This is a genomic window from Bradyrhizobium sp. USDA 4503 (assembly GCF_054055815.1).
Map to the genome: position 1 here is coordinate 8097777 of NZ_JBSRXS010000001.1, position 20603 is coordinate 8118379.

Below are 20603 nucleotides of genomic sequence, written 5' to 3' on the forward strand. Positions count from 1 at the left end.
CGCCATCTGACGCAGACGTCACGGTTCGGCGCGTACGATTTTATCTCGTCCAACGCCGCTTCTCTAGCGCGAGGATAATACAAGGAGTTTGTTGGAAGCCCTTGTCAGGGCAACATAGAGATGGCGTGTAGGCAAGGCTCCGTGATCGAGTACGATCGCTGAGTGTGACTGCAAGCCCTTTAGCAGCAAGGTGCTTCCGATAGATTTTTGGTAAAGAGCCCGGGGCACAAAGCGACGTCTGTTTCTGATGATATCGGCGCTAGCTTGAATTTCGCTGAATGCTTGACAGCGAGACAGCGTTTGAGTGGTAGCCTCGAAAAGCTCCGGCCGAAACAGCCGTGTACCTCTTCTTGCTCGGAGGGACATTAGGACTTGTATTAGGCCATTCGGCGAGGGGTCTGATAAGAAAGAAAGGGCAGCTTGCTCTGCCTGGTCAGGAGCGTTCCTAGCACGGCCACTCAGCAGGCTTTCCACTCGTTGTGACAGAACGGTCCCACGAACCGACGTCATGACCGCTTCCGCATGCCGGATGGCTAAATTCACGATCTTTTTGGGATCATCAGACGCGTCCACCACCTCGTTGCAGAACTGTTGAAGGTCCGGCAGATCAGATCTTTCCACCATCGTGACTCCCGGATGCCGCCGAGCGAAATCGCGTCGCACGGCCATCGCAGGCGAATTCTCAATGATGAATAACTTTTCGCCTCTTGCTAATCTCATGTGGGACAAAGCGTCTTGTTCCCCCTCGATTTGATCGTCTGTGTGCGTTTTCAGCGTAACATGCGCTCTTGGGCATCCATCAAAATTGACCGACTGACCATTTTCGATGGCTTGCCTGATTTCATGCAGCCATTCTCCGAGTTTCGGGCAGCCAGCTCTCTCCCACCTCTCCGGTTTGGTTAGTCGGTCTAAGGGTGAAAATGCCTTTTCGACAAGAGACCAGTCGACCAGCTCCTCCCCAAACTCAAAGATGGCCTGCAGATGATCGCCATAAACCCGAACGGGCAGCCGCAGGTCGATCGCCGTGACAAGCTGGTGCTGGAGGAGGTCGCAGTCTTGGTATTCATCAACGAGTACACCACAAAATGAAGCAGGCAGTATCTGATCTAGCGCCCCAGCGGCCAGCGCTCGAAGAACAGCCTGACGAATCTCTACGTACGACAGAGCAGTCGTGGGATTGATCTGGTATTCGGACCGTGCCGGGAAGGCGCGCACAATCCGTTGAGAAAACGCGTCAAGCGTGGTCAACGCGAAGGCGGATTGTCGAACGCCTTCCTTTTGTAATCGTTCCCGGAGAGCATGCACTCCCGCATTCGTATGTGTCAGAATAAGCGCGGGCTTATCCTGAGTTGATTTTACGACTTCGACAATTGCATGGGTTTTGCCATACCCTGCTGGCGCGGAAACGCTTCCGCGCCAATTATTTGGCTGCAGCAGCTTCATCGGGTGCAGACGTATCAACCCAGGCCTTCAGGTCGTTCACCACCTTACGAAAGGCAGCCCCGAACTGGCCGGCGTGTTTCGCGTACACTTCATGAGCAACGCGCTCGGCGGGCTCTATGAGTTTGAACCAGTTCTTCGTGATGGTGCCATCGTCACTCTTCCTGGTAGATGCAGCAATGAGATTTTTTCTCAAAACCTCCTCGGCCAGGTTATCTCGGCACATCGCCAAATTGATCGCCCCATCCGAAACGGCCCGGATATCCGCGTCCACTGTATCCTGGCCGCGGGCCTCTATTGCGATATCTAACAATTCAAGCAGCGCGACGGCGGGGCAGCATTCGAGGAGCGCTGCTTCGAACGGCTTGTTGCCATCCCATTGGAAAATCGGGATGTTAGCCTTGGTAAGGTTAGCCAGCTGCTTTTTCGACAGCTCCACATCATTGTCTCGTAGTAGGGCCACGTCATAGCCAAGCTGCCGAAAGGCAAGCGCTCGGCTAGAAGCCTCAGAGCCTCCGCCATCGGCCGCGTAGACGCCGCAATGAGCGAGTGTCGGTCGTTGGCCTTCATGTCGAATCAAGTCTAGCCCACGAACAAATCCAACCTCTGTCTTGCCCTCGCAGACGAGAATTCGCGGTGTCAAAAGGGCTTCCGCGCAGGCTCGGATGACTTTTTGGTTCCTGACGTGGCCACCAGCATCGATCGCTCGATGAGGCTTATAGGAACCATCAGGACGTCGAATAACGACAATCTGCTCTGCTGATAGCTCGCGAACGACAACGGGAGAGTGTGTTGTAATAAACGTCTGGTTCTTTTGGCCGGACTTTGAACCAAGCACATGCAGCAGTTGAACGATGCGGTATGGCTCGAGCCCATGCTCCAATTCATCGATGATGGCTATCTGAGACTGGCTGGCTCGCCGCTGCAAACCCGCAACGAGAAGCCTTGAGGACCCTAATCCTAAAGCGTGGAGAGGGATCTCATCTGCATCGTGCAAGGCCACAGAACCGGTCGCGATAGCGACCTCACCTGTGTCAAGAATCGCCTTTGGCCGGATTCCCACATCCACAGCCAGTTCTTTTGCAACCTCGGAAACCACCTCGAGCACATCGTCGAACGTACCTTTCGTGCTGTCGATAAAGGCTATGCGAGCCTGCTTCCGAGCAGCAGCAAGAGCTTTACCAGCATCGGGGCGTTGACTGCCTAATTTGTTTAGAATCGACCGCTGGCCCCATGCCAGTTGTGAATCCGCGTAAGAACCAAGCCGACTGGGCGAGATGCGAATTCGGTCGCCGTAGGCCAGGTCGCGCGCTTCAGCTTGAGCTTCGGTCCTTTCAGAAAACAATCTCCACCGGGGAACAAGGTCGTCCAGGACTTCCATCCGAACCGTTAAAACTGGTTCGAGGTTCAGTCCGGGTTCGTCCTCAATACGTTTCGCTGCGGCATTAAAACCCCGCATGAAATTCAGATAGGACTCAAGTTTCAACAGCTCTTGTTCCAGGTCTCCGATGGTTATGTCGATGACGATCGAATCAGCGCTGTTGAGCTGGTGGAAGTCACTCTCGAAGAATTGCAGATACCTACGGGGATTTAGGCAGTAGTCGATAGCGTCAAGTATTGTGGATTTCCCGCTATCGCCGGGCCCGACCAGGCAGTTGATTCCCGGGGCAGGATACCAATCCAGTTCAAAAATACTCCGGAATCGGCCAATCTTTATGTGGCGAATTACAGCCATTCAGCGGTTCAATCATAAATTGTCTCAAATACTTGCGGTACACTATGCTTGTCTTTGGATTTTGACTAGTGATGAGCAGCGCAGATACCCAAGAAAAACGGCCGCCGCTTGCTCACGCAGGCAAACTGGCCCTCCTTCAATATCAGCTTAACGCGTTGCGGCTTGTGCTACAGTCAAAGCAGGAATTGGGGATGTCAGTGGAGGCGTGGTTTCCCGTCGTTAGGGACGTAGTGCTGTTCGTGATCGCCATCTATGGCGCGGCGCTTTCGACGTTCAACTGGCGGCAGGCCCTGAAAAAAGATCGGCGCGAGATTACCGTTACCGCATCATCGGCAATGCCTACCTACGGCGATCAACTTGGACCGCCGTATGCCAAACTGGAGGCGGTCAATACCGGCCATCGGGTCGTAACCGTCAAGACCCTAACATTCGAGACACCGAGCGGCGCCCGCCTGGCGCCCATGCTCGCCGATCGCTTTCCCGGAATGCCCGATACCCGTTTGCCAGTGTCGTTGTCGGACGGCCAAAGTGCCCACCTGCTACTGCCGTATTCGGATATCGCGGAGGCTTTGATGGCCAACGGCCAGACCGGAAAAGTCAAGCTCACGCCCGTTTGCGTGGACTCTGCCGAGAATGTTTATCGCGGCGAAGCGTGGGACGTCGATCCTCACGAGTTCTTGGGGATGGGCCGAGTCTAACCTCATTGCTTCCCACCTGGATCGCGGTCGGTTTCCATGGCTGGGTCTCTCTAATCGAGGCAATCATAGCCTCAATGCGTCGGCGATGAGTGGGGACAACTCATCCCTCGCGGCCTCGCTGGTGGCCGCCTCGTTTTCGAGAAATTCGATGATGAGGTCTTGGCTGAGTATTCCCTTCTGATCGAGAAATTTGATCAGTCCCACCAGGGTGACTTTCTCCACGAGAAGCGCGCAAACGTTTCGCTGTCCATATTCCACTCCGATCTTGCCTCCGGCCGGATAGTACCAGGAAGCATGACGGATTTATCGTCGATGAGGCTTGAGCGAATTAGCAAAAACGCCCTGGTTGAAACCGGGGCCTTCGTCGTTCTGCCAAGCGACACTCGGAACGGCCGCTATCAGCTACTCCCTGCATTTGGCAAAGCATGATAGAGGCACGAAAATCGGTAGCTTACGTGTCCGAGAAACTCCTTCCTGCTCGCGCTCCGGCTTTCCACGGCAATCGAGTAAGCCGGATATTGCTTAGCGTACATCTGGCGTCGCGAAGCGCAGGCGGCTTCGGCAGTATCGCCGCCGCTTACCCAGGAAGATTCGTAGGTGGCCAGAACAGGCGGGGACGCCGCACGCGAGGCAAACGGCCAAATCGCGATGGCGCGACTGGTTTTGGATGGGCACACATTCAACGTGTCGCATAACACGTTTTTTCCGCGTTCGATGACCAGGCCCGCCGCGGCGAGCAGCATAGCAACGGCCATCAATATTTTGGCGATGCTCTTGATCTGCGATCGGAGGCGGCTTTGCCAGTCGTCGTGCTGGACGAAGCTCGGTTCCAGACAGGCAATCTGGCCCTGTTCTTCGCCTCAATTACCGCAAGCGGGCGCATCGGGGCGAGATGGGGCAGGGACTTTCTCACTCTCTTGATGCATCGCCGCCGCGCCGAAATTGCGTCGATGCTCGTTTCACAAATCCGCTTATCGATTGTTCCCACACTGGCACCCTCAACGCTCACTGGACCTTCAGCGTGGATCTGCTGGCTTCTGCTGTCCCCGTTTTGCGCACGACAGTGTCGCCGGCCGATTGAAGCCGACGCTGTCCCTACCGCGCGCGCTGTACAGTGAAGTCAGTAAGTGACGCGGCTCGGCACTCGCGTATCGGACAGAGCAGCAAACCCTTTCAAAACGTAAACGCATTGCGTCGCCAGAAAGGTCTTGAATGCTGAGTTGTTGCCTCACATAGATTGCTTCCCAACAGCAATGAAGCGCAGGGGAACGATGAGGCAATTTGGCAATGCGCTCCTTACCAGCGATTTCGATGAACTGCTGGACGGTCGGGCCTGTCTTTCACTTCGTCGATCCACGACATGTCAAAAACCTCAGGGTCCGCGAGGCGCGGGATGCGGTTCTGGTGTTTGCACCAACTCCTCCAGGTCGATCAACTGAACGCTACTGTCAATCTCGGACGCTTTCCGCAAGGCGTCAGAAAAGCCCTTGCGAGCGAAGAAAACAAGGTGTCTCGCTTGAGACTCTTCCGCATATCGGGTCTTTGCAATGCACTCCTCGAGGTGCTTCCGGATGGATTCGCCGATCATCGCGTTTTCCCACTTGCACTCGCCGAAGACCGCGGATCCGTCGAGGAGTCGGCCGGCGATGTCGATCTCGAAATCATTCCCCCAGACTCGGCCGATTTCGGAGGCCGGGACGCCGAAGCGCTCTTGGGCATGATCACGCAGGTGATCGCGCGCGACGGTTTCGAACGCCGGTCCCATGTAATTGTTCATTTGAGGGTGGATGTTCCGCTTCCAAACTTCGGCTCCGAATCCACGGCCAAGAGCTCCGAGATTGGGGCGCACGAACCGATACCAGAACCTGAAGAGCGGATCCTGCAGCGAATATTTGTGATTGCGCGCATGCTCATCGGCGTCCAGAGACCGCTCACGCGCGATCACGCGCATCTGCTGCAGGCGGACGAGATAAGGCGAAAGCTGAGCTACCTCTTTCAGCCCCGGGACACGGGCGACGATTTCAGAGGCTTTGGTCGCGCCATCTGCGATAGCGGCCGCGACGCTCGCATAGCGACGCGGTTCATTGACTTCGGCTCGAAGTAAGAATTCCGGCTCCTCTTGAAGGGGCGCCGAGGGGACGAGGAACAAGTTTTGGACGTTGTGGGCAAGCGACTGCGATGCGTCGCACATGCTCAAATAGTACGGAACGCCGCCGAGGATAGAAAAGAGAGATATCTGGTCGACCGGATCCCATTGCGGCGCGAATTCGGCGGCCTCTCTGAGCGACATGGGAAGGATTTCGCGGGCCAGCGTCTTGCGGCCATATAAGGGATTGCGCTCAGCGAGGAGTTCTTCCATCTGCGCGATCAACGATCCGCAGAGAACGATTTTCAAGGCGCCGGGCTCGGCGACTTTCGAATCCCAGAACTTTTGCATGATGGACGGAAGCGCCGAGTTGCCGCCGACGAGGTAAGGAAATTCGTCAAGAGCAAGGATGAGCCCTTTGGTTTTTTCGGCTTTTTTGGCGACGTAGTGCAGGACGCCGAGCCAATCGGAGATTCCATCGATTATCGGATCGCTCCCGAGAACGCGGGATATCTCCCCTTTGAAGGCAGCGAGGTTGAGGGAATCGTCGACAAGGGTCGCTTGAAAATAGATGGCCGCCCGATCCAGGGATGCCTTTTGGATAAGCGTTGATTTGCCGACGCGGCGTCGCCCGTACAGAATAACTAATGATGCACGGCGGGCTTCGAATTCACGTTCAAGAACAGCAAGGTCCTGGTGGCGTCCGATGAAAGCGGTCATTTTGCCTAATCCATGATAATCTGAATTATTATAATTGAGATTATGTTATTTGCAAGAGGCTGTCCCGCTCCGCGGCAATTGGCGTCCCAGTACCCGGGCTGCAGCAAATTAACGCCCTCCGATAGAACGCCGCCCCGATCTTTTTCGGATTGAACACGGGCTCGACGCCGGCGTCCTGGAGCTCTTTCTTGACCGCCATGAAATGCCACCCTCGCTGCCTGGCGATCGCGAACAGGAGACACGAATTCGCGGTCAAACCGCTCGACCTCGTGCACTGGCACGACCACGTTCGGACATCGGTTGATCGGGTTATGAACCGTTCTGCGCCTCTCAAAGGAGTTAATCATGGCCAAGATGACCAAGAACCAGGTGATTGACGCGATTGCTGAAGGAACGCAGCTATCGAAGACTGACGTAAAGGCCGTCATCGAGGAGCTGGCGACTATCGGTTACAAGGAATTGAATCAGTCCGGTGAGTTCGTCGTTCCCGGCTTCGTCAAAATGTCGGTCGTGAACAAGCCTGCTACCGAGGCCCGCATGGGGGTTAATCCCTTCACGAAGGAGCCGATGAAATTCGCTGCCAAGCCTGCCAGCAAATCGGTTAAAGCGTCACCGCTCAAGGTTGCCAAAGACGCAGTCGCGGTATAGCTGGTCCTTACAGCGGCGTTGCGGGCATCGACGCTGTCGGCGACGACGCTTCTCCATTCAACGTCGCTAAGTCCGGCGGAACGACGATCGGATCGCTGACGGCCGTGACGCGCGCCGCCAGCTCGGCACACTGGTTGCGGATGTCGGGAATCGCGACGATCTCCCAGACGCGGCGCGGGTCAGGGGCCCACCGCGAACAGACGCCGCGAAGCAGTCCCGTTCCGGTTGATTACGGCGCAATCATCCGCGATGTCGATGCCGATCTGTAGGGCGTCTGCTCGTGCCAGGCCCTGCTCAAACAGGCGACGGATCACTGGATTGTTGGTCGCCCGCGGATCCTTAACGATGCCCGTGCAATCGACGATCAAGCCGACCTGGAGGCTGGCGGTATCTTGTTGACCCCCGCCGGCGATAGCGAACCAGAGCGCCGGCCGCATCGGCTCGATGCCGGCGACTTTCGCAGCCACCAGAGCGAGACGCTCCGATGATAACGCGTGGGCGAGGCGCATCTCCACCTCAGACGCCGTGCGATGGCGGTGGATGTCGCACCAGGCCCGTGCGCGCTCGAGGAAACGGCGCCCGGAAGCGAGCGGCAGGCCAGAGCCGCTGCGTATGGGGCCTGATGGCATCGATCACGCTGCGCCAGTCGTCCCCTGCGGCCATCTGCGCATCGATGCGCTCGCGCAGCCATTGCAGCAGCAGCCGGCTAGGGGCTCAGCTGCCCCTCCGCTGTTTTGCCCGTGTAGGTCAATGTCTGGAATGCTTAACATCTTCGTGACCATGGGCCGCACATCACGCCCTCGCTCGCCGCCGCTCGGCCAGCGCGAAGGGCAACCGCTTTCTGTCCACCGCCTTTGACACTCTGAGCTTGCGTCTACGGCCCACCGATCCCCTGCCACAGCCAACGCGCCACCGCGGCGGGCGAGGAGTTCGCATCGCGGCCACTGGCACGCAAATTAGCTTCGCGCATCGCCGTGATGTCGATCCGGCCAAGCAGCGGCTTCAGCGCCGCCTGCAACGCCGCATCATGCGCCCGCCGCGGTGCCAGCAGCAGGACCGCATCATAGGGCGGGATCGCGTGCTTGGGATCGGCCAGCGTCACCAGGTCGTATTCCTTGATCCGCCCCTCGCTGGTATAACCCGCAATGACGTCGACGTTGCCGCTCGCCACGGCCGCATACATGAAATCCGGCTGCATCTGTCGTTGCGTGCGAAATGCGAGGCCGTAAGCCTTGTGCAGGGCGGTCCATTCGGGGCGCGAGAAGAACTCGTAGTCGCCCGCAATCGACAGCGTCGGCGCGTGCGCGGCCAGGTCGGCGATCGAGTGAATACCGAGTGCATCGGCGCGCTGCCGCGGCATCACCAGCGCATAGGCGTTCTCGAAACCGAGCGCGCCGAGCAGGGTGATGTCCTGTTTTGCCAGGATCTCCTTCAACTCGGCGAGCAAGGCTTCGCGCGGCGGCATATCGGTGCGGTGAAACTGGTTGAGCCACAGCGTGCCGGAATAATCCACATAGACGTCGATGTTGTTGGCCGCGAGCGCCTGGAAAATCACGCTGGAGCCGAGCCCCTCGCGCGTCGAGGCCTGCAATCCCGCCGCCTGGAGCCGCTGCTCAATCAGCGCGGAGAGCACATATTGCTCGGCAAACGTCTTGGCGCCGATGACGTAGGCCGATGGGGTCCGTGCCATCGAAGGGATCAGCGTCGCCGCGACCAGTGCGGCGATCCCGACGCTGCCGAGCATGGTGCGGAGGCGTTTGCGCTCGCGCAATCCGCGCTCGATGAGCGTTAATAGTTGATCGACCGCGAGCGCCAGCAGCGCCGAGGCGACGCAGCCGAACAGCACGAGCACCCAATTTTGGGTCTGCAAGCCGGCGAAGATGTAATTGCCGAGGCTGGTCTGCCCGATCGGCGTCGATAATGTCGCGGTCCCGATCACCCACACCGCCGAGGTGCGAATGCCGGCCATGATCACCGGCAGCGCCAACGGCAATTCCACCGTGAACAGCGATTGCCGCGGCGTCATACCGACCCCTTGCGCCGCCTCAAGCAACGCGGGATCGACGCCGTTCAGCCCGGTGATGGTGTTGCGCAGCACCGGCAGCATGGAGTAAAGCGCCAGCGCCAGCATGGCGGGCAAAAATCCGAACGCGGAGAAATCGAAGCCGAACCAGTGAAGTGTCAACGACGCAATGGCGAGCAGCAGCGGGTAGAACAGCGCGAGCAGCGCCAGTCCTGGCACGGTCTGGACGACGCTGGCGAGGCCCAGCAGGATGCTGCGGATCACGGCATCGTTGCGTGCGAGGATCGCGAGCGGCAGGCTGATCACAAGCCCGAGCGCGAGCGCTGCCAGGCTGACCTGAACATGGCTGCCAAGGTAATCCGGCAGGTGCGCCGCAGCGTCGCGCCAACGAGGGTCGGTCAGGAAACTCATCCCGCGCTTGCTCCCGGGAGCAGGGCGTTTAGCCGCTCAGCCTGGCGCCTGGGCGTACGCAATAGCTCCGCCACATAGGGGTCGTTATTGTTTGACAGCTCAGCCGGCTGGCCTTGCGCCATAACCCGTCCGGCCCGCATCACCGCGATGCGATCGGCAAGCAGCAACGCCTCTGTCATGTCATGGGTTACCATGACCGTGGTCAAGGCGAGACTGCGATGCAGCGCGCGGTACTCCTCGCCGAGGGTATCGCGGGTCAGCGGATCGAGGGCGCCGAAGGGTTCATCCATCAGCATGATGCGGGGGCGGGCGGCGAGCGCCCGCGCCACGCCTACACGCTGCTGCTGCCCGCCCGACAGTTCATGCGGAAGGCGATCGCGATGGAGGAAGCGATCGAGCCGCACCAGGTCGAGGAGCTCGTCGACCCGCGCGGCGATCTCGGCGGTGGGCCAGCCGAGCAGTCTCGGCGTGACGGCGATGTTGTCGAAAACGCGCATGTGTGGAAACAGCCCGCCGCTCTGGAAGACGTAGCCTATGCGCCGGCGCAAGCGCACCGGATCGATGTCGCGCACGTCCTGGCCCTCCACCATGATGCAGCCGCTGTCGGGATCGAGCAGGCGGTTGGCGAGCCGCAACAAGGTGGATTTGCCGGAGCCGGATGCGCCGACGATCGCCAGGAATTCGCCCGCGGCAATATCGAGCGAGACATCGTCAACGGCTGTGATGCGTTCGCCGTCGTGACCGTCGGCAAAGCGCTTCCCGACATGGGCGTAGACGATCAGCGGTGCGAGTGCCATGGTTGGACTGGACCTGTGCGCGAGTGTCCCGAATCCGAACTTCGCTTCATTCTGCGGGAAGGACGCTCGCAAGTCTATGCGGGACTGCCGCGACAGGAGGCAAGACGGTTGGTGGTTTGAGACTCGGAATTGGCAATGGCGTCGCCGCATTCCGGTACGAAACGTACCGTTGTGCTTCTCACACGCTTTGCAGAGGGGGACCTTCGTGGTGGCCGCGCTCTTCGCGCCAAGCTAGGTAGAGCGCAGTGGTGAGCACAGCTTCCATCCGGTCCAATGACCTCCATAACGTTGAACGCTCCTCTGGCCACGGTTGCTTTCGTCGCATGTAGAGCGCCTCCTAAACGAGGAATACGGGAATTGGCCGGAATCTTGGACCTGTCGAGCTCCCTATCAGCTAGGCTTTCGCTGCCGATGAATGTCGCACAGCAGTTAAGTGGACGGTGAATCTCGGCTTGGAGCAGGCAGGAACGCGTCTACCGTGTATGTTCCCGCCGCCATTGCGGGCGGCAACTTGGGGTTAGTGCTGTGCCAGGTCGGCGGCCATTTGTTTGGCAGGTGTCCCCACATATTGAGCTGTCCCAGGGCGTCGAACAGCCCAAGGTATTGATAGTAGCGCACGCCTTCGACATCACTCGAGATCGGGCAGCCAAGCGTCACGACGTGGAGGTCTCGCGTTCGCTCCGGCGGAAGGGAACGGATCGCATTTCCAATCTGCAGGGCGCCCTTGCTGTGTCCAACCAGCAGCCTGAACGGAGTCTCGCGATGAAGGAGGAGCGCGTGCAGTACGTCCGAGGAGCCAGACCCGTGGCGAAAAACGGGTGCGCCATGAAGCGTCTTCGCGTCCGGTGTGGACGCCGACAGTTGACGGCCGATGCTCGCGGTCCGGGGCGTGGCATTGGCGAGAGTGTCAGGCTCTTTGCATGCACATAGTCGTAGAGGCCGAAGCCGAACCACCCTCCAAGTGCCTGTAGCATGACGTCCGCCATGCCGTATCCGGGAACAATCGCAAGCACGGGCTTTCCGAGCGCGCGAGAGATGTCCCATGCCATCGCGGCGCTGCCGAGCGCCGAGCTCCCAACTCCCGTAATCGTGGCGATCTCGACAGCGCGCGTCTCCGCGTGAGGTGAAGCCAGGAACAGCTCCACATCTGTATATCTGTGGACGTAGGGCGCGGTATTGGCGTCGATCAGGAGAAGTGAGCCTTCCGGATCACTGAGCGCATCGAACTGGACGATGCGGGAAGGAGGTTTCTCCTCACGGGCTCGCATCGGCGCGTCTCTTTCGGCGAGCTGAATAGCTAACGCCGGCACATTGTAGAAGATGAGGTCCAGCGTCGTGTTGAATAACCGGCAGGCCCGGACGGCGGGCTCAACCAACTGTGGCGGGGGCTCAAAAAGATTGAGATAGGATCGTTCAGGTCGAGGCGCTTGGTTGTCTCCGAACGGCATCGTAAAATCCTCCTTGCAAGTTGCGTTTGCCATACCACCCGTTTGCATGAAGCGCTTGGCGCAAGACGTCGATCGTGCGATTTGAGACGCTCTGAATTGCCGGCCCGGCCAAGCAGAATCGCGACGTCCACATGGTCGAGTAGAGGCGGCTTACGGGGTTTCGAGTACCTTGAGGGCGGCCGTGGCCGCCTTTTGCACCGCCTCTGGGGCAGGCGCCGCGGCGCCGCCGCCGCTGAGGGTTGCGGCGAGTTGCTCGGGCGGAGCTGCCGGTGCAGCGGCGCTCAGTGCAGCCTTTGCATCGGCAATCTTCGTCGCCAACCTCTCACGCTGCTGGACGGCATCGTTTCGCTCGATCTGCGCCCGGTCTCTCTGGTCTACCGCCTGCTGCCGCTCGTCCCGGGTGTCATTAATCTGTTGGCGAGCGCAAACACATACAGGGCTACGAACACCGCCGTCAGCACGACGATTACCCAGTCCTTCATATTCATCTGACCCTCCCAGTCTTCATGACGCAGACACGCCGGCGACGCCGAGGTCGCCGTAGACCGCATAGAGACGCCACGTCGGATCGGGGTCGCCAGCCATAACCTCGTGCGCTGCGTTCATCGCTCCGGCAATGCTGAGGCCCTTGCCCAGCAGGCCATCGAAGAACGCGGTCGCGAAGCGCAGTGCCGTCGCGGTGACGACCGGGGCCAACGTTCCGATGTAGGCCGACGCACCAGCGGCCAAAAAACTGCGAGCGAAACTGGTGAACCCGGCCGCGCCAAATGTCGCTGCCGCCGACGAGCAGGCATTGACGAACACCAATGGCTGTTTCGGAAGCGCGAAAGTACGGATGTGGTGCGGCAGCAATTGGCCGCCGAGGTTGTTCTCGATCTTGAGGTACAGATTGCCCGAGGACTCGACGATGCCGTGACAGAGAAAATGAATGATGTCGGCCTGGGGGACGCTGTTCTTGAGCTTCAGCAGGTTCATTGGCTCGCGGGCGCCGCCGGTCACGTTGGGGACAACGTCAAGGTCCTTATTCCTGGCGACGTTGACGACCTCGAGCACCCCATTCAGCGTGGTTGCGTCGGAGGCCACGCCATCGCCGACCACATACACAAGCCTCCGTTTGGTCTGCGGTGATGCGGCCACGTTGGCGGCCGTCCTCGGAGAGCCGGCTGCGCCGGTGTCGTCACGCACCGGAACCCGGACCAGCAATATCGGCTCCTTGAGAGTGGACTGGGCGGCGGTCTGAAACCCAAGCTCCCAAGGAACGGCGTCAAGCTTCGGGTTCTTGAGCACCCATTGTACCACCGCATTCGTGTCGAGGCGGGCCAGCACGGTCCGCGTCTGCAGCGAGATCAGATTGTCTACGATCTCGCGCGCAATGCCATGGAAATCCATGGCCAGTAGTTCCAGCACCTGGTCGACGCTCTCGACCCCGACCTTACGCGGGTTGCCGAGATTCTTCTCGATGCCTTCGATCCGCGTGCTCGCCGCGGCGAGGGCATTGAGCACCGCGAAAGCGTCGTAGTCGTCGCGAGAGCTGCCGAGCGGCACCAGCTCTAATTGGCCCGACTCGTTCAGCGCCGGCATGTGAAATTGGATGCGCGCAGGAGCTTCATTGGTAAGCGACAGCTGGATCGTTGGACCGATATACGGCGCGGCTCCGCTGTCGCCAGCTTCGCGGAACAACATATCGCGGCTCTTCAAGAGAATGAGTGTGCTATCACGGACCTCCGCTCGGAACATGACGGCGATGCTGCCGACAAGGCGAAACTCGTCGAAAACCGTGATGGCCACCTCGCCTTCGCCGTTGATCGCGTGCAGCGCCGTGACCCGCAGGCGGGCTTCGTCGCTGTCGCCATTGCGGGGAACGCGGATCGTCTGGACCTCGGGCTCAACCTTCAGGGAAGCGGACTGTGAGCTCACGTGCAAAAGCAGCGTTGCGTGATCCCTTCCAGCGGGCACGCGGATGTCCAGACTGCGTGCGGCGTCCTCGGACCCCTCCACCCGAAGCAGCAAGGTGATCTCCCCTTGGCCGGGAGCCTTGGGGTCGGGGGCATAGCCGAGACAGGTACGCCGTTTGATGGCGGTGAACGGCCGCGTCGCCTCCGGCGGGTCCTTCTGGCTAGTCGGTGAGTCCTCCGGCAGCGTATCCAATTTGATGTCAGGTGACAGAGACAGCACATCGAAAGAAGTCGGCGATGGCGCAAATCGCCTGGCGGCGGTGGGTAACTCCTCGATCGTCTTTAGCGCCTGGAAGAGCGGCGGATCGTGTCGTTTGACGCCGGCATAGGCGCTCCGGCGAACCCCCGTGTCGGTGTCGCTAGATACCCTAGAAACGGCATAGCCTCGACCCAGTCGGCACGGGCGAGACGATTGGCAAAGGTTCGACGCACCGTCGCATCAGCGTGATCGACAATGCCCCGGCACACCGAAATGACTTGTTCGGCGTCGAGCGTCAGCTGGTGTCGGTTACTAGGCTGGCCGTACTCTAAGTCGAATGGCCCGTGTTCGGCGGCCGCAGCGATGATGCCATCAAGCAGCTTTTGCCGACTGCCGGTCGAAATTTCCGGCAAGCACGTCATCAGGGTTTCGACCGCGCCTAGCTTGACCGTCGCATCGCCCAGGATGCCAACACCAAAGCGGCCAAACACACTCTTAGCCACGGCCGTCTCCCGGTCGCGTCAGCGACCCGCGTCGCTTCGATTGCCATGGCCATGATGCGACGCCGGATTCGCGCCCGTCCTGCATCACGAGCACAACAGCATGGATGTCGCGTTGGGTCATGGCATTTCTCTCCTCGACCGCCTGCGCCTCCAGGCAGCCTATAGCGTCCTGACAAGCGAGCTTACATCCTTGGTCTGAAACGATGCGTCTGAGCGGAGGCCTCATTGTCTCTTCGGCCGGCTGCGAATTTCGCAGGCCGCACCGTCGCCAAAAACCTATGGTTTGTGCAGTGCCTGGTTCAGGATCATTGCCAGCCGCACGCCCGCCTTGCTCAGCTGGAGTCCGACGTCATTTGTTGCGGTCGTGACGTAGTCGTCCGTCAACCGAAAGCTTCCACGCGCGTTGGGAGCTGGAAGCTGCCCATATGCATCGTCCTTCGACAGCGCGAACGTCTCCTTGGCCCAGTCGGCGGGGCTTCCCGATTGCCACTGCGTCTGCTGATCCTTCGTGATGTGCCCGATGAGATCGGAGGCAATCGTTTGCGGATCGGGCCCCAACTGGTCTACGAATTCGGTGTCCCAAAAATGATGAAGATTGCCTGCGCTTAGCCCTGCCGCCGAGACCCTCTTGGCATTGCCGCCACGATCGTGATCGTCCGAGCTGTGCAATGGCTGGTGCACGTCGCCAACGAAGTGAAGCAAGAATTTGAGCGCGGCGACTTGTTCCTCGATATCGGTGGCGGGGTTGGCGAGTTCGCTCGCGAATTGATCGATCTTGTCGACCACACAATCGGATGCAGGCCCATCGGAGGCGGGCGTTCCCTTGGGCACAGGGGGATGATTGAAGCAGGCATCGTCAAGGTTCGGAGCCGTGATCTCGATGTCAACGAAATGCCACTGCCGCGTGCGCTCGCGAGCATTGTTCGCGTTCGTGTCCCGGAACTTGTCGGCCCAAGTGGCCGCCGACGCAATGTCGTGCGCCGTAAGCGAGTCGTTATCGGCAGCAAGCAGTGCATTGACGCGCTTGCGTACATCTCCATCAAGGAATGACTGCGCTACGAGCGCCACCACTTCGTGACCTTCGTCGCCCCAGGCAAGCGCACCACTTATGTGAAAACAGCTGAGAGCCGCGCCGCAGGCAAGGATGGCCAAGTTCGTCGCAAGCCGGATCATAATCCACTCCCTCAAAATCATTGGCGGAACAACGAAGGTCAAAATGCTCAGTTAGGAGCTGCTAATGCCGTCAAGCTCTGCATAGGTTCGAAGTGGTCAGAAGGGCCTCTTTGCGAAAACGCAACTACTCTCGCACAGAGTGAGTGAATGTCAATGAACAACCAGAAGAGAATCGCCGGTTTACATCCCACGTTCGAGTGACGGCGGCCCCCTTATTCACTCGTTGCCAATCCGCAATCGTTCTGTCGGCCGTCGGAGGTAAGGAGAGGATCAGGTTCGAAATCGGTTCAGTCGCTAGATAGCCGATGCCGCTGCAATACCGCAGCGAAAGAGCTGTGCACGGTTCTTGGTCGAAGATAGCTCCAGATTGCATTGGTCGAAATTGTGGAACGAGGTCTTCCCAGATCACATAGATGAACGTTGAGAGGTGTCGCCGGCGCAAATCAGATCAAGTTTCGGCTCCTACGGGCGAGAGAGTGCAGTTTCACAGCGAACATCACGGTGCGGACCATGCCCGCTGCATGGTTATGTTGACAGATGGTGTCGTTGTCGGCGTTCAAATCTTTGTACAGAACGGACGCTCAATGGAAGTCGGGTGTATGGCTACGCCTATCCATAGATAAGTCGTTCGCACTGTCACACAGTCGACGTCGGGAGGATATTCAATCACGCGAACCAGTCTCACCGAAGCATGGAGCTGTTTTGCAATGACAAACGATCCAAGGATAATTTGCTATGGCCGCTACGATGATAGTAAGGGACCACAACTTGGCTTAGACGTAGTTCCGGCCAAAACGGTTCCTGTCTCGCGTGAGGCAGCGGGGACATTCACGTTTGAATTCGCTAACGAGCTACAGCACCCCACCGGTGGTGATACTGACCAGCACCGGTTTGGCGGGTGACGGTTATACCCAATGGACCAACGTTTTTGCCAGATCCACCTATACAAAGGGATTTACGGTGCTCGGGTATTTGAATGGTCACCTGTCTAATACGAATTTTTCGTTCCTGGTACTCGCCGGGCAATGAAGAGAGTGCGAAGGTCGTCTCAATTGCGGTCTCTGGCAGGTGCTCGTCCACACCTGCGGTCCACGGTGGCGGGCCGCCATTCTGGATCTCGAAGAATCGATGCGATAGTTGCGTGTCTCCGGACGGAGCTCGCGCCACGCAATTGTCATTAAAGCGGGTGAATCGAGGTACCGTTGGAGGCGTTCGTGCCGGCACGGCGACCTTGGATCCAACTCGCTCGCGCGGCGGACGCAAACAGATAACGCGCGTCAGTATTGAGTTCATGCATCGTTTCCGCGTCCGGCATATTGTTCAATATGAGTATCTGCTGGCAATTCGCTCAGAACAGTTTCGATGAACTGATTTCCGGTAAAGATGAGGTTGCCCGAGTTGTCAATCGTCAGCGCGTCGTTGAGGTCAATGTTGATTGTGCCGCTTCTCGCTATGCGCTCCTTTTGAGCTTTATTTCCCTCACGTCCGCGCATCGCCAGCCGTTCCGCGAGCACGGCTGGCGATGCCGTAATCCGGATGACCGGTAGATTGGCATAGCGGCGACGTGCTTCGGGCACTACGGAGCGCGAGCCATTGGCGACGACGACATGACTCTGGTCGAGCCAATTGTCGATGAGCTTGAGGAGACCGTAATGGAGCCCATGTGCTTCCCAATGCAGAGCAAACGCGTCGCACTCGATCCGTCGCCAAAATTCAGCGATCTCAATGGGCTCGTGGTCCTCCCCAACTGATGCCGGGCGGGTGATGAAGCGCCGAGCGAACACCTCGTCGCGCGTTGCGATGTCGGGCTCTATGCCGGTCGTACTCTCCTCGGTTAGGATACGACGGCAGACCCGCCGCATCGCCGCCACTTGCATGATTGGTCCAGATGACCGTGGAGATGCGTGCTTTCCGATATTCAGAGGCCGGTGTTCGATAGTACTTCGTTGGAACGAGCAGGCAGCTGGTTCCGCCACGCGTGCGCGCACGAAAGGATCTCATCCGCGCTGCTCTTCCGGGAGTGAATAAGCATAGCATCAGCACCCGCATCCGCGTAAGCATGAGCACGCGAAATTGCGTCGTCTATTCCGCGGCCGGCGATCAACGCCTCGATCCTGGCCAACAGGACCAAGTCTTCTGCAACTGTGTCTTTCACTGCCCCCATAGACGGCCTACGAACTCGGCGGTATCCGCAAGGGGATGCCGCTCGCCGATAAGCGAGTTTGTCTTCGGAAAGCAGCTATCCTCCAGCGCAATCCCGCCAGCACCGCGCTGATGGAGTTTGCGCGCCAGCAGGCGGGCGTTGTCGAAATTGCCGAATCCGCTATCGCCGTCGACCAGGACGGGCAGTTCGGTCGAGTCAACGATCCGTTCGACTGCGTCGGCGAGTTGACTCCACGATACTTCATTGGCATCGCAGCAGCCCAGCGAGCAAGAGATCGATAGACCCGCCGCCCAGAGGCCCTTGAATCCCGCGCGCCCGGCTACTGCGGCTGAGAGGCCGTCATGCGTCTCCGTGAGGAGGGAAAGTGCGCTGCTGGAGCAGACCAGAGTGCGCAGCCTTTGCGAAGGTGATGAGTCGGCGGCTCGATTAGACGCTTCGGCGGAGCGAGAAGCGTTCATCAGTCGAAGGTGAAAGATCAATCGCTGGGATTGGTAGTTGACCGGCCGCGGGATGGCTGCATGTCGCTGTAGTGCGAAGCAATGCTAGCTAAGCTTTTTGCAATGATCGACCGAGAATCCAGCTGCCATCGACGCCGAGGCTCGTTCCGTGTCGCCTCGGACACCTGACCGGTCGGTGCTCGCATTCCATTCGACCAACACAAAGACAGACAGTGTTTTTGGCAAATGGCTTGAGCTTGAGCAGCCGATGGTGGGGTCGTTGCAACAGGCGTGCCGCCGTGCAACGTTATGGATCTCTTGGCGGCGGCATTGAAGGTCCGTGTGCCGATCAGGCGTAAGTCGAGGACATGTCGCGCTCACCTGCGAGGCAGCTAGCAAAACGCTGGTTCTTCGTCGCACGATGACATGCCTTGCTCAGTGCCGGCATAGGGGTATCTTGACAGTCGCCAACGCTTTCGAGCAAATGGCCGCTCCCCAAATGGCAATAGCGGTGTCAATGATCAAGTCCGCACTCGTTCAACGTATCGCCGACAGCTACCCGCATCTCTATCAGAGCGTCGTCAACAATATTGTGAACGCAATCATCGATCAGATCGTCGAGGGGCTCGCGCGCGGTGACCGGGTCGAGTTGAGGGGATTCGGAGTATTTTCGGTCAGCCATCGGCGGGCTCGCCTAGGCCGTAATCCACAAACGGGCGAGTACGTGCAAATCGAGCAAAAGCGCTTTCCGGTCTTCAAGGCCAGCAGGGCAATGCATGAGCGCCTTAACCGTGACGAGACTCCAAATTGATCAACTCGCCGTCTGAGGTTGTCTAAGAGAGGACAGTCAAGATCGGTTCCGGAGCGATGCTGAAACTGTAAGCGGTCATGCAGACGGCATCACCAAACTGTCCGCCGGGTGCTGTCGAGCGCTCGCGTGCCCGAGATCTGCCGCTGGTCAGCTCTGTTCCACGGCACCCAGCAGCGACGACTAGGCGACCCGCTTCAATTGGTTTCCCGACAGCTCGAGGTGGGCGGGCTTTGGCTGTTCTGCTTCTGTGTCAGCCCACTTCAGTAGCGTCAGTTCGGCTGAGAAGCCTGGCCCGAAGGCGCCTAAGATACCGAATGATCCAGGCGCTTGCTTCTCATGCGCCAGCACGTGTTCCAGCACGAATAGCACAGTTGCGCTGGACATATTTCCATGAAGTCGAAGTGTCTCATAGCTGGAAAAGAAGCTCTCAGAGGACCTGCCGAGGCCCCGCTCACAAACTTCCAATACTTTTCTCCCGCCGGGATGAAAGATAAAGCTCTTCACTTGGCTGGGAAGGATGCCATCCTCCGCGAGCAACGATCGCATTGCGCTTGGCATCAATTCGCTAATCATTGATGGAATGCGCTCGGAGACCACGACCTCAAATCCGGAGTCGCCAAAATGCCAACCCATTAGAGAAGTCGAGTCCGGGTGAAGCAAACTCGTACTTCTCACGATATCCAGCTTGCCAGAGCCGCTTTCAGCTGGCCCGATTAATAACGCGGCAGCGCCATCTCCAAAGAGGCTTGAGGCGACAACGTTCTTTGGGGTGAGATCATTCGGTTGGAATGTAAGGGAAGTCAGCTCCACAGCAACGATGAGAATGCGTTCGTTGGTTGCCCGGCAAAGGGCTCCTGCTAAACTAACTCCTGATGCTCCCCCAGCGCATCCGAGGCCAAAAATCGGCGTCCGTCCTACATCTGGTCGCAACCCGACCTTGAAGATTAGGTCCACGTCGAGACTAGGGGTCGCTATCCCTGTCGTGGAGACGAACAAAACCCGATCGACTTGCTCGGGCTTAACCCCAGCCCGGTCGAGACAGAGCACCGTCGCTTTGCACGCGAGCTCCTTCGCCCAATCCAAGTAGATCTGGTTGGTCTCACTTATGCGATGCTCGCTGAGAAGCCATTCGGGCTCAACACAAAAGAAGCGCTGATCGACTAACGCATGATCGAATACTGTAAGATATCTCTTCAGCTTCTCCATTCTGGATACGAAGTGGTGACCCGCCAATGCCTTGACGTCGGTCTGAGAGAAACGAAACGGTGGCAAAGCCGTCCCAACAGCCAAAATTCTGGACATCAGTTACTCTCGTCGCTCGACAGAGATTCACACCAAAGCGAAGATCAAGGACG

The 20603-nt window shown here is 58.7% G+C and carries 15 protein-coding genes and 1 pseudogene; 3 read left to right on the forward strand and 13 right to left on the reverse strand.

What is annotated here, in order from left to right:
* Nucleotides 1-63 precede the first annotated feature (63 nt).
* Together ACVMIH_RS38355 and ACVMIH_RS38360 are read right to left on the reverse strand one after the other, a co-directional pair.
* Complete coding sequence (locus tag ACVMIH_RS38355; protein WP_456865702.1) at nucleotides 64-1443, reverse strand: AAA family ATPase; 1380 nt, start codon at nucleotides 1441-1443, stop codon at nucleotides 64-66.
* Entirely contained in the window at nucleotides 1421-3175 is a 1755-nt protein-coding gene (locus tag ACVMIH_RS38360; protein WP_456865705.1) for an ATP-dependent nuclease, read from the reverse strand. The genes ACVMIH_RS38355 and ACVMIH_RS38360 overlap by 23 nt, the downstream gene beginning before the upstream one ends.
* A 71-nt stretch (nucleotides 3176-3246) precedes the next feature.
* Here ACVMIH_RS38360 and ACVMIH_RS38365 point away from each other — a divergent pair, with 71 nt between their 5' ends.
* Nucleotides 3247-3873, forward strand: a complete 627-nt coding sequence (locus ACVMIH_RS38365; protein ID WP_456865707.1) for a hypothetical protein — start codon at nucleotides 3247-3249, stop codon at nucleotides 3871-3873.
* Between the two features lie 63 nt (nucleotides 3874-3936).
* Here the strand turns inward: ACVMIH_RS38365 and ACVMIH_RS38370 are convergent, their stop codons facing one another.
* Nucleotides 3937-4095 carry a hypothetical protein gene (locus ACVMIH_RS38370; RefSeq protein ID WP_456865709.1) on the reverse strand — a complete coding sequence of 53 codons (159 nt, stop codon included), beginning with the start codon at nucleotides 4093-4095 and terminating at the stop codon, nucleotides 3937-3939.
* A gap of 1150 nt (nucleotides 4096-5245) precedes the next feature.
* A complete protein-coding gene (locus tag ACVMIH_RS38375; protein WP_456865712.1) occupies nucleotides 5246-6679 on the reverse strand; it encodes an ATP-binding protein in 1434 nt (477 codons plus the stop codon).
* Between the two features lie 345 nt (nucleotides 6680-7024).
* Between ACVMIH_RS38375 and ACVMIH_RS38380 the strand changes: the two genes are divergently transcribed.
* A complete protein-coding gene (locus tag ACVMIH_RS38380) occupies nucleotides 7025-7327 on the forward strand; it encodes an HU family DNA-binding protein (protein ID WP_253624428.1) in 303 nt (100 codons plus the stop codon).
* Nucleotides 7328-7506: 179 nt separating this feature from the next.
* Here ACVMIH_RS38380 and ACVMIH_RS38385 read toward each other — a convergent pair whose 3' ends face one another.
* From ACVMIH_RS38385 to ACVMIH_RS38420, 8 genes and pseudogenes are all read right to left on the reverse strand, one after another.
* Nucleotides 7507-7836, reverse strand: a complete 330-nt coding sequence (locus ACVMIH_RS38385) for an FAD/NAD(P)-binding protein (RefSeq protein WP_253624427.1) — start codon at nucleotides 7834-7836, stop codon at nucleotides 7507-7509.
* Nucleotides 7837-8201: 365 nt separating this feature from the next.
* Nucleotides 8202-9761, reverse strand: a complete 1560-nt coding sequence (locus tag ACVMIH_RS38390) for an ABC transporter permease/substrate-binding protein (RefSeq protein WP_456865714.1) — start codon at nucleotides 9759-9761, stop codon at nucleotides 8202-8204.
* Nucleotides 9758-10558, reverse strand: coding sequence for an ATP-binding cassette domain-containing protein (locus tag ACVMIH_RS38395; RefSeq protein WP_456865717.1), 801 nt, complete (start codon nucleotides 10556-10558; stop codon nucleotides 9758-9760). The genes ACVMIH_RS38390 and ACVMIH_RS38395 overlap by 4 nt, the downstream gene beginning before the upstream one ends.
* A gap of 653 nt (nucleotides 10559-11211) precedes the next feature.
* Nucleotides 11212-12006 (reverse strand): hypothetical protein, encoded by a 795-nt coding sequence (locus ACVMIH_RS38400; protein WP_456865720.1) that lies wholly within the window; start codon nucleotides 12004-12006, stop codon nucleotides 11212-11214.
* 504 nt (nucleotides 12007-12510) lie between these two features.
* A complete protein-coding gene (locus ACVMIH_RS38405; protein WP_456865722.1) occupies nucleotides 12511-14154 on the reverse strand; it encodes a CHAT domain-containing protein in 1644 nt (547 codons plus the stop codon).
* Nucleotides 14155-14243: 89 nt separating this feature from the next.
* A complete protein-coding gene (locus ACVMIH_RS38410; protein ID WP_456865725.1) occupies nucleotides 14244-14663 on the reverse strand; it encodes a hypothetical protein in 420 nt (139 codons plus the stop codon).
* Between the two features lie 276 nt (nucleotides 14664-14939).
* Nucleotides 14940-15836 carry a S1/P1 nuclease gene (locus ACVMIH_RS38415; protein ID WP_456865726.1) on the reverse strand — a complete coding sequence of 299 codons (897 nt, stop codon included), beginning with the start codon at nucleotides 15834-15836 and terminating at the stop codon, nucleotides 14940-14942.
* A 1289-nt stretch (nucleotides 15837-17125) separates the two neighbouring features.
* Nucleotides 17126-18458 (reverse strand): annotated as a pseudogene (locus ACVMIH_RS38420) (isocitrate lyase/phosphoenolpyruvate mutase family protein).
* A gap of 496 nt (nucleotides 18459-18954) precedes the next feature.
* Between ACVMIH_RS38420 and ACVMIH_RS38425 the strand changes: the two are divergent.
* Nucleotides 18955-19248, forward strand: coding sequence for an integration host factor subunit beta (locus ACVMIH_RS38425; protein WP_456866668.1), 294 nt, complete (start codon nucleotides 18955-18957; stop codon nucleotides 19246-19248).
* A 180-nt stretch (nucleotides 19249-19428) separates the two neighbouring features.
* Here the strand turns inward: ACVMIH_RS38425 and ACVMIH_RS38430 are convergent, their stop codons facing one another.
* Nucleotides 19429-20550 (reverse strand): type III polyketide synthase, encoded by a 1122-nt coding sequence (locus tag ACVMIH_RS38430; protein WP_456865729.1) that lies wholly within the window; start codon nucleotides 20548-20550, stop codon nucleotides 19429-19431.
* Nucleotides 20551-20603: the final 53 nt, after the last annotated feature.

Bases quoted from the DNA above. Each gene is read 5' to 3' on its own strand.
- ACVMIH_RS38385 (WP_253624427.1), bottom strand. From the start codon at position 7,836: ATGCGCCTCGCCCACGCGTTATCATCGGAGCGTCTCGCTCTGGTGGCT.
- ACVMIH_RS38375 (WP_456865712.1), bottom strand. From the start codon at position 6,679: ATGACCGCTTTCATCGGACGCCACCAGGACCTTGCTGTTCTTGAACGT.
- ACVMIH_RS38355 (WP_456865702.1), bottom strand. From the start codon at position 1,443: ATGAAGCTGCTGCAGCCAAATAATTGGCGCGGAAGCGTTTCCGCGCCA.
- ACVMIH_RS38360 (WP_456865705.1), bottom strand. From the start codon at position 3,175: ATGGCTGTAATTCGCCACATAAAGATTGGCCGATTCCGGAGTATTTTT.
- ACVMIH_RS38430 (WP_456865729.1), bottom strand. From the start codon at position 20,550: ATGTCCAGAATTTTGGCTGTTGGGACGGCTTTGCCACCGTTTCGTTTC.
- ACVMIH_RS38415 (WP_456865726.1), bottom strand. From the start codon at position 15,836: ATGATCCGGCTTGCGACGAACTTGGCCATCCTTGCCTGCGGCGCGGCT.
- ACVMIH_RS38390 (WP_456865714.1), bottom strand. From the start codon at position 9,761: ATGAGTTTCCTGACCGACCCTCGTTGGCGCGACGCTGCGGCGCACCTG.
- ACVMIH_RS38400 (WP_456865720.1), bottom strand. From the start codon at position 12,006: ATGCCGTTCGGAGACAACCAAGCGCCTCGACCTGAACGATCCTATCTC.
- ACVMIH_RS38365 (WP_456865707.1), top strand. From the start codon at position 3,247: ATGAGCAGCGCAGATACCCAAGAAAAACGGCCGCCGCTTGCTCACGCA.
- ACVMIH_RS38395 (WP_456865717.1), bottom strand. From the start codon at position 10,558: ATGGCACTCGCACCGCTGATCGTCTACGCCCATGTCGGGAAGCGCTTT.
- ACVMIH_RS38380 (WP_253624428.1), top strand. From the start codon at position 7,025: ATGGCCAAGATGACCAAGAACCAGGTGATTGACGCGATTGCTGAAGGA.
- ACVMIH_RS38425 (WP_456866668.1), top strand. From the start codon at position 18,955: ATGATCAAGTCCGCACTCGTTCAACGTATCGCCGACAGCTACCCGCAT.